The sequence below is a fragment of the Aeromicrobium sp. genome (assembly GCF_036675695.1).
GTDB lineage: Bacteria > Actinomycetota > Actinomycetes > Propionibacteriales > Nocardioidaceae > Aeromicrobium.
This window is the reverse complement of the sequence record NZ_JAKFEL010000190.1, coordinates 1-7,339: the sequence shown is the minus strand read 5'-3', so window position 1 is coordinate 7,339 and position 7,339 is coordinate 1. Positions and strand designations below refer to the sequence as shown.

Here is a 7,339-nt window from a genome sequence, read left to right as displayed (position 1 = left end):
GGTACGATTGGGGTAGTTGATCGCGACTGGCGTTGAGGTGGGTACCACCGGGGAGCGATCGATCACCACGACATCGGGACCGTTCGCCTGGGCCCCACGTCAGCCAAGTTCTGCTGACTGGAGAGCACGCGAGATGATGATGACCATGACGAGCAACGACTTGTTCCCAACTGAGCGCCTTGCCGACGCGGACGTACGCGTCCTGCTGCTCGAGAACATCCACACCGACGGCGCGGAGTTCCTGCGAGCCAAGGGCTACCAGGTCGAGGCGCTCGACGGCGCCCTCGGCGAGGACGACCTGATCGAAGCGATCAAGGGAGTACACCTCCTCGGCATCCGCTCGACCACGTACATCACCGAGAAGGTGCTCGACGCCGCTCCCGACCTGCTCGCGATCGGTGCGTTCTGCATCGGCACCAACCAGATCGACCTCGAGGCCACGACGGCCCGAGGTGTTGCGGTGTTCAACGCGCCCTACTCCAACACGCGCAGCGTCGTGGAGCTCGCGATCGCCGAGATCATCTCGCTGGCCCGACGGTTGAACGAGAAGTCGACCGACATGCACAACGGTGTGTGGAACAAGTCGGCTGCGGGCAGCCACGAAGTTCGCGGTCGTACGCTCGGCATCATCGGCTACGGCAACATCGGCAGCCAGCTGTCGGTCGTGGCCGAGGCGCTCGGACTGAAGGTTGTCTTCTACGACATCGACGACAAGCTGGCGCTCGGCAACGCGCGCCGTTGCTCGACCATCGAGGAGCTGCTGGAGACCTCGGACGTTGTCTCGCTGCACGTCGATGGCCGTCCCGGCAACGCTGGTCTGTTCGGCGACGAGCAGATGGCGCTGATGAAGCCACGCTCGCTGCTCCTCAACCTGTCGCGCGGTATCGCCGTCGACACGAAGGCCCTTCGCGAACACATTGAGTCGGGCCACATCGCTGGTGCTGCCGTCGACGTGTTCCCGATTGAGCCGAAGCGTCAGGGTGACCCCTTCGAGTCCGACCTGCAGGGCCTCAAGAACGTCATCCTCACCCCGCATGTCGGCGGATCGACAGAAGAGGCGCAGCAGGACATTGGCCGCTTCGTGGCGTCCAAGCTTCGCTCGTACGCGTCGTTCGGCGGCACCTCGCTCAGCGTCAACATGCCGGAGATCAACTTGCCCGCCGATGCCGCGAAGCATCGGCTGGCGCACGTGCATCGCAACGCCCCCGGCGTACTGGCGACGATCAACGGCCTGCTCGGCGAGCACGGCGTGAACATCGAGGCCCAGTCGCTCGCGACGCGTGGCGAGATCGGCTACGTGCTCACCGATGTGTCCGCCGAGGTCGGCTCCGAGGTGCTGACCGAGCTCGCCGACCTGCCCGAGACCGTCCGCCTGCGCCAGCTCAGCTGATCGCTGCACATTCGCGGCTCAGGGTGTGAACTCCGGCTCCGTGGGTACTCCCAGGACGATCGGCCGCCGCTCGGTGGCCTGGGAGTGGAGGAATTCAGATGTTGATCCTCGGAATCGTATTGCTGATCTTGGGCGCAGTCCTGAACATTCCGATTTTGTACACGATCGGCGGAGTTCTGGCATTGGTCGGAGCTGTCCTGTGGGTCCTCGGAGGAATGAACCGAGGCGTCGGAGGACGTAGACACTATTACTGAGTAGTCATCAGAAGCGGGGGCCGTCACCTGAGGGTGGCGGCCCTCGCGCGTCCCCTTGGGGAGGTCGCGGTCTACTCGAGGCTGAACGGCGGGTACTTGTCAGTCAGCAGGTACATGTAGGCATTGAGGCGCGTGCTCCACCGCAGCAACCCGACGACGAAGTTGCGCAGACCGACCGGCCACTTGGCGGTGAACAGAACTGCGAAGAACGCGACGACGTAGACGAAGAACGCCACGATGCTGATGAGTCCGAGCACGATGAGGTGCGGGATGGCCAGGATGATGCGGAAGAAGATCGTCAGTCGGTTGCGACCTTCGGTCTCGGGTGCGAAGCCGACGTTGACGCGTGCATAGTCACCCGGGTCAACGGACGTTGTGCCGAACGTGAATGGCGGATACTCCTCCGTGAGGAATCCTGCGTAGACGCTGACGCGCGTGCTGTAGCGGACGTACATCGCGATGATGCCGAGGATCCCTGCCGGGACCTTGCCGGTGAAGACACCGAGGATCCAGGCGACGAAGGCAAGGAGCTCGGCCACGATGTTGAGGGCGTACAGCACGATGAAGTGCGGGATGGCAAGGATGATGTTGCCGATGACCCGCCAACGAGCAATCGACTCAGGTGGATCAAAGACGAACGTGGCCGGGTAGCCGCCTGTCGGCGGGGTGGGCGGTGCTGGGGGCGGCGGCATCTCTGCGCTCATGGCGAGTCCTTCAGGCTTCGACGATCGGACTCTCGCACCGTAGCGGCTTGTCGCCGTGAACGGGGGGATCCTGGATCACGTTTGGCTGTGCACCGTCACGCGCGCACCTGTCCACTCCGCGAGGGTTTCGGCGCATCCCGCCTCTAGCTTGATCGTGGCGAGGTCGTCACCACGCGTGGTGCCACGATTGACGATCACGATCGGGATGCCTCGGGTTCGGGCTGCTCGTACGAACCGCAGCCCTGACATCACCTGCAGGGACGAGCCGAGGACGACGAGGGCCTCTGCCTGCTCCACGAGCTCGTAGCACTCGGCGACGCGATCCTTGGGTACGTTCTCGCCGAAGAAGACGACGTCGGGCTTGAGCCTTCCGCCGCACGCCGTGCAAGGCGCAACGACAAATGTGTCGGTCTCCTCGAGCAGAACGTCGCCATCGGGCGCCATCACTGCATCGATCTGGTCGTAGCCGGGATTGAGTCCTTGGAGGCGCGAATGCAGGTCGGCGCGCGAGCTGATCGATCGACAGTCCAGGCAGATCACTCGGTCGATGCGCCCATGCAGGTCGATCACATTGCGGTGACCGGCGCGGCCATGCAGACCGTCGACGTTCTGGGTGATGAGGCCGTCGAGGCGCCCGTCCCGCTCCATGCCGGCGAGTAGGCGGTGCCCGGCGTTGGGCTCGGCACGGCGCATGCGGCTCCAGCCGATGTGCGCCCGGGCCCAGTAGCGCTGCTGAGCCTCAGGGCCCTTGATGAAGTCTTGGTAGGTCATCGGCATTCGCGCCGGTGCACCCGGTCCGCGGTAGTCGGGTATGCCGGAGTCTGTCGACATGCCAGCACCAGTCAGGACGAGCAGTCGTCGCCGGCCGATGAGCTGGTCAGCCGTCAGCAAGGTCGATCAGCTTCTTGACGGTGTTGAGGTTGCGGGCTGTGCCTGGCACCTTGAGCGCTCGCCCGATCGAGGCGTCCTTCATCTCCGGGCGACCCGCCCCGTTGGCGTACTTGATGTGCATCTCGGTTCCGATGACCTTCCACCGGTCGGCACCGGTCTCGTACGTCTCGGCTTTCTTGATCGCGTCGGCGGTCGGCTTCTCGAGGAGGAAGGTGACGTATGAGTACTTCGGCTCGTCGACCGGGAACGGATGTGCCTCGAGTGCCTTCTCGATCTCTGCCGGCGTGCGCGAGATCGACTCCCGGAAGAAGCCGAACTCCTTCTCGATCGCCTTCTCCAGCGACCGATCAAACTCGGCGGCGTTGCCAGGTACGTCCGCGATGAGGTTGCCGGACGCAATGTAGGTGGACACGTCTGTGGCGCCGAGGTCCTCAGCAATCTCGCGCAGCCGAGCCATCGGCAGTTGAGCTTTGCCGACATTCACGGCACGCAACAGGATGATCCGCTTGGCCATGGACCAAGTATGTCCACTCAGAGTCGAGCAGCGAGCTCCGTCGCCTGCTTGATGGCGCGCTTCGCGTCGAGCTCGGCGGCAACGTCAGCTCCGCCGATCACGTGCACCGGCTTGCCTAGCGCCTCGAGCGGCTCGACCAGATCGCGCACGGACTCCTGTCCTGTGCACAGGATGATCGTGTCGACGTCGAGCACTCGGCTCTCCTCGTTGTCCTCACCCTTGCGGAGGGTGATGTGCAGACCGGCATCGTCGATGCGGTCGTACGTGACGCCCTTGATCATCTCGACGTCGGAGTCCTTGAGAGTCTGGCGATGCACCCAGCCGCTGGTCTTGCCGAGGCCCTTGCCGAGCTCGGAGTTCTTGCGCTGGAGGAGAAACACCTCACGCTTCGGGGGCGCCTTGAGCTTGGTCGCGAGACCGCCACGCTCGAGTGACGGGTCGGTGACGCCCCAGCGCTCCATCCAGTGCTCGATCGACTCGTCAGCGTCGTGCAGCAGGAACTCCGAGACGTCGAAGCCGATGCCGCCCGCACCCATGACGGCAACCCGCTTGCCGACGGGAGCGCCATGGCGAATGACCTCTTGGTAGTTGACGACGCTGGGGTGATCGACGCCGGGAAGTGACGGTATGCGGGGCTCGACACCTGTCGCGATGACGACTTCGTCGAACTCAGCAAGCTGGTCGACGCCAGCGCGTACGCCGAGGTGCAGCTTGACGCCAGCGATCTCCATGCGGCGGGAGTAGTAGCGGATCGTCTCCTTGAACTCCTCCTTGCCGGGGATCTGCATCGCCAGCCGGAACTGGCCGCCGATCTCGGGCAGGGACTCGAACAACTCGACGCTGTGACCGCGACCCGCGAGCTCAGTTGCGGCAGCGAGTCCGGCCGGACCGGCCCCGACGACCGCGATGCGCTTGGCCTTGCGAGTCGGGAGGAGGATCAGAGTCGTCTCGTAGCCGGCGCGCGGGTTGATCATGCAGGTCGCGCGCTTGTTCTTGAACGTGTGGTCAAGGCAGGCCTGGTTGCAGGCGATGCAGGTGTTGATCTCGTCGGCGCGATCTTCGGCCGCCTTGTTGACGAAGTGCGGATCGCTCAGCAGCGGCCTGGCCATCGACACGAGGTCGGCCTGACCGGAGGCGATGATCTCCTCGGCGATCTCGGGGGTGTTGATGCGGTTGGACGCGACGACCGGCACGGAGACCTCGGGCTTGAGCTTGCCGGTGACCCACGCGAACGCGCCACGCGGCACGGACGTGACGATCGTCGGAATGCGGGCCTCGTGCCAGCCGATGCCGGTGTTGAGAATCGAGACGCCAGCCGTCTCGAGCTTCTTGGCGAGCTCGACCGTTTCTTCCCAGCTCTGGGCGTCGTCGACCAGGTCGAGCAGGCTCATGCGGTACATCACGATGAAGTCGTCGCCGACTGCCTCGCGTACGCGCTCGACGATCTCGACGGGGAACCGCATGCGGTTCTCGGCACTGCCGCCCCAGCGGTCGGTGCGGTTGTTGGTGCGGGCGGTGATCATCTGGTTGATCAGGTAGCCCTCGGACCCCATGATCTCGACGCCGTCGTAGCCCGCGCGACGTGCAAGCACAGCCGACTTCGCGAAGTCGTTGACCGTGTCGTCGACCTCCTTGGTCGACATCGCCTTGGGCTTGCCGAACGGGGTGATGGGCGAGGGCTTGGAGGACGCTGCCCGCTTGAACGGGTGGTAGCCGTAGCGGCCGGCGTGCAGGATCTGCATCGCGATCTTGCCGTCGTGCTCGTGCACGGCGTCGGTGACCAGGCGGTGCTTGTCGGCAAGCTTCTTCGACGTCATCAGCGAGCCGAACGGGAGCAGCCAGCCGTGGCGGTTGGGTGCGTAGCCACCAGTCACGGAGAGGGCGACCCCACCCCGAGCTCTTTCGGCGAAGTAGGCCGCGAGCTCGGGCAGGTGCTTGGCGCGGTCCTCGAGGCCAGTGTGCATCGAGCCCATGATCACGCGGTTGCGCAGCGTGGTGTGGCCGAGGTCGAGCGGCTCGAGCAGGTGTGGGTAGGGGCTGGTCATGCGGTCTCTCCTGAGGCCTCGGCGACGATTTGTTCAAACTGGGCTGCCATCGCTGTGGCGAGGGCATTGGCACCGGACAACGGGCGGACCATCACGGTGAGCTCGCTGACGAGCCCGGCTTCGTTCGTACGAATGAGGTCGATGCCGTTGACGCTGACGCCGTCGACGACAGTTTCGAAGACCAGGGCAGACCCGCTGCCGTCGGCGTCCTCCAGTTCGCGGACGTACCGAAACTCGGTGAACACCCGGCCGACTCCTCGCAGGATCGCGGCAACGATCGGCTTGCCGTCGTACGGCTTGAACGCGACGGGGCTGCGGAAGACGACGTCATCGGCGAGCAGGTCGCCGAGCCCCTCGAAGTCTCCTGCCTCGACGGCAGCGCGGAACTCCTTCATGAATTCTCCTGTGATGGGATGAGGATGTGATTTCGAAGATGAGTGCCCGGTTCCTGATCGCCGCGGGCGTGTTCAACGTGGTGATTTGGCCACGCTTTGCGAAGGCGATCGTCGAGGACGACCGAGCCTGGGCGGGTGAGCACTGGAACAGCACTCCGCAGGCGTTCTTCTGGGTGCATGCCGTGCTCATCACGACGGCAATCGTGATCGGTCTTGGCGTGCTGGTGGTCGGCGTACGCGCTCATCGCTCTGCCTCGAAGGCCTGAAGGATCTCGTCGCACCAGGCCATCCCGGTGTGCTCGGCGAGGATGCCACCGCGCAGCACAAGGTAGGCGCCGAGCTCGTCTTCACGCAGCGATGACGGATCGGGGTAGTGCCGTTGGGCGCTCGCCTCGTAGTACGCGATCTGGGCTTCGTGGGCAGCGCGGCGTACGCGCACGTCGGCAAGCACAGCGTCACGATCACCGAACTGGGTGCCGCGAAGCTTCACCGCGAACTCGCTGCGGAGCGGTTCGATCGGCGTCGGCACGGACGACCAGCGCATCAGCTCATCGCGACCCTCGCCGGTGATCGAGTAGACCTTCTTGTCCGGTCGGTTGTCCTGGGCGACCAGGTGCGACTCGACCCACTTGTCGGACTCCATGCGACCCAGGACCTTGTAGATCTGCTGGTGGCTTGCCTTCCAGAAATGACCGATCGACGCGTCGAAGCGACGTGCGAGGTCGTATCCCGACGCGGTCTTCTCCGCGAGGGACACCAGGATCGCGTGCTCCAAAGCCATGGCGAGACCGTACTATGCAACGCGTTGCTATGCAACTAGTTGCGTAGACGGCAGGATTCTGGCGCGTACGGTGGGTGTGTGATCGCGGACTTCGAGGCCCGGGCAGCTGAGCTGCTGGGCGCTGGCGCGTACGGCTATTTCGCCGGCGGCGCTGGCGACGAGATCACCCTGCGCGACAACGTCGAGTCCTGGCGGCGGCTCGCGTTGCAACCCCGAGTACTGATCGGCGTGGGTGAGCGCGACACCTCGGTCACTCTGCTCGGCCGCACCCGGCCGCACCCGGTCCTGGTCGCGCCGATGGCGTACCAGCGTGGGGCGCACGCCGATGCGGAGCTCGGGACGGCGCGCGCCGCTGCGGACGCGGA

Annotated in this window: 9 protein-coding genes and 1 riboswitch; of the genes, 3 read left to right on the top strand and 6 right to left on the bottom strand. The window is 64.9% G+C overall.

The genetic code is table 11. The annotated features are described in order from the left end of the window. Window positions 1-12 precede the first annotated feature (12 nt). Window positions 13-100: riboswitch (ZMP/ZTP riboswitch) on the top strand. 45 nt (window positions 101-145) lie between these two features. After that, complete coding sequence (gene serA / locus V6M39_RS12325) at window positions 146-1,390, top strand: phosphoglycerate dehydrogenase (protein ID WP_332644110.1); 1,245 nt, start codon at window positions 146-148, stop codon at window positions 1,388-1,390. Window positions 1,391-1,715: 325 nt separating this feature from the next. Here the strand turns inward: serA and V6M39_RS12320 are convergent, their stop codons facing one another. The 5 genes from V6M39_RS12320 to V6M39_RS12300 form a co-directional block, all read right to left on the bottom strand. Next, window positions 1,716-2,348 carry a DUF4389 domain-containing protein gene (locus V6M39_RS12320; RefSeq protein WP_332644109.1) on the bottom strand — a complete coding sequence of 211 codons (633 nt, stop codon included), beginning with the start codon at window positions 2,346-2,348 and terminating at the stop codon, window positions 1,716-1,718. 75 nt (window positions 2,349-2,423) lie between these two features. Beyond that, on the bottom strand, window positions 2,424-3,239 hold the full coding sequence (locus tag V6M39_RS12315; protein ID WP_332644108.1) for an NAD-dependent protein deacetylase: 816 nt from the start codon (window positions 3,237-3,239) through the stop codon (window positions 2,424-2,426). After that, entirely contained in the window at window positions 3,226-3,753 is a 528-nt protein-coding gene (locus V6M39_RS12310) for a DUF1697 domain-containing protein (protein ID WP_332644107.1), read from the bottom strand. The genes V6M39_RS12315 and V6M39_RS12310 overlap by 14 nt, the downstream gene beginning before the upstream one ends. Window positions 3,754-3,770: 17 nt before the next feature. After that, entirely contained in the window at window positions 3,771-5,798 is a 2,028-nt protein-coding gene (locus V6M39_RS12305) for an NADPH-dependent 2,4-dienoyl-CoA reductase (RefSeq protein ID WP_332644106.1), read from the bottom strand. Continuing rightward, complete coding sequence (locus V6M39_RS12300) at window positions 5,795-6,193, bottom strand: nuclear transport factor 2 family protein (RefSeq protein ID WP_332644105.1); 399 nt, start codon at window positions 6,191-6,193, stop codon at window positions 5,795-5,797. Before V6M39_RS12300 ends, V6M39_RS12305 begins: the two co-directional genes overlap by 4 nt. Before the next feature lie 38 nt (window positions 6,194-6,231). Between V6M39_RS12300 and V6M39_RS12295 the strand changes: the two genes are divergently transcribed. Further along, the gene (locus V6M39_RS12295; protein ID WP_332644104.1) at window positions 6,232-6,459 is read left to right on the top strand and encodes an SCO4848 family membrane protein; all 228 of its coding nucleotides are present in this window, start codon (window positions 6,232-6,234) and stop codon (window positions 6,457-6,459) included. Here the strand turns inward: V6M39_RS12295 and V6M39_RS12290 are convergent. Further along, a complete protein-coding gene (locus V6M39_RS12290; RefSeq protein ID WP_332644103.1) occupies window positions 6,435-6,974 on the bottom strand; it encodes a PadR family transcriptional regulator in 540 nt (179 codons plus the stop codon). The genes V6M39_RS12295 and V6M39_RS12290 overlap by 25 nt on opposite strands. 78 nt (window positions 6,975-7,052) lie before the next feature. Between V6M39_RS12290 and V6M39_RS12285 the strand changes: the two genes are divergently transcribed. Next, window positions 7,053-7,339 (top strand): alpha-hydroxy-acid oxidizing protein (locus V6M39_RS12285; protein ID WP_332644102.1); only part of this gene is annotated, 287 nt, incomplete at its 3' end.

Coding starts and splice junctions, on each gene's coding strand:
- serA (WP_332644110.1), top strand. CDS start 146: ATGACGAGCAACGACTTGTTCCCAACTGAGCGCCTTGCCGACGCGGAC.
- V6M39_RS12320 (WP_332644109.1), bottom strand. CDS start 2,348: ATGAGCGCAGAGATGCCGCCGCCCCCAGCACCGCCCACCCCGCCGACA.
- V6M39_RS12310 (WP_332644107.1), bottom strand. CDS start 3,753: ATGGCCAAGCGGATCATCCTGTTGCGTGCCGTGAATGTCGGCAAAGCT.
- V6M39_RS12305 (WP_332644106.1), bottom strand. CDS start 5,798: ATGACCAGCCCCTACCCACACCTGCTCGAGCCGCTCGACCTCGGCCAC.
- V6M39_RS12300 (WP_332644105.1), bottom strand. CDS start 6,193: ATGAAGGAGTTCCGCGCTGCCGTCGAGGCAGGAGACTTCGAGGGGCTC.
- V6M39_RS12295 (WP_332644104.1), top strand. CDS start 6,232: ATGAGTGCCCGGTTCCTGATCGCCGCGGGCGTGTTCAACGTGGTGATT.
- V6M39_RS12290 (WP_332644103.1), bottom strand. CDS start 6,974: ATGGCTTTGGAGCACGCGATCCTGGTGTCCCTCGCGGAGAAGACCGCG.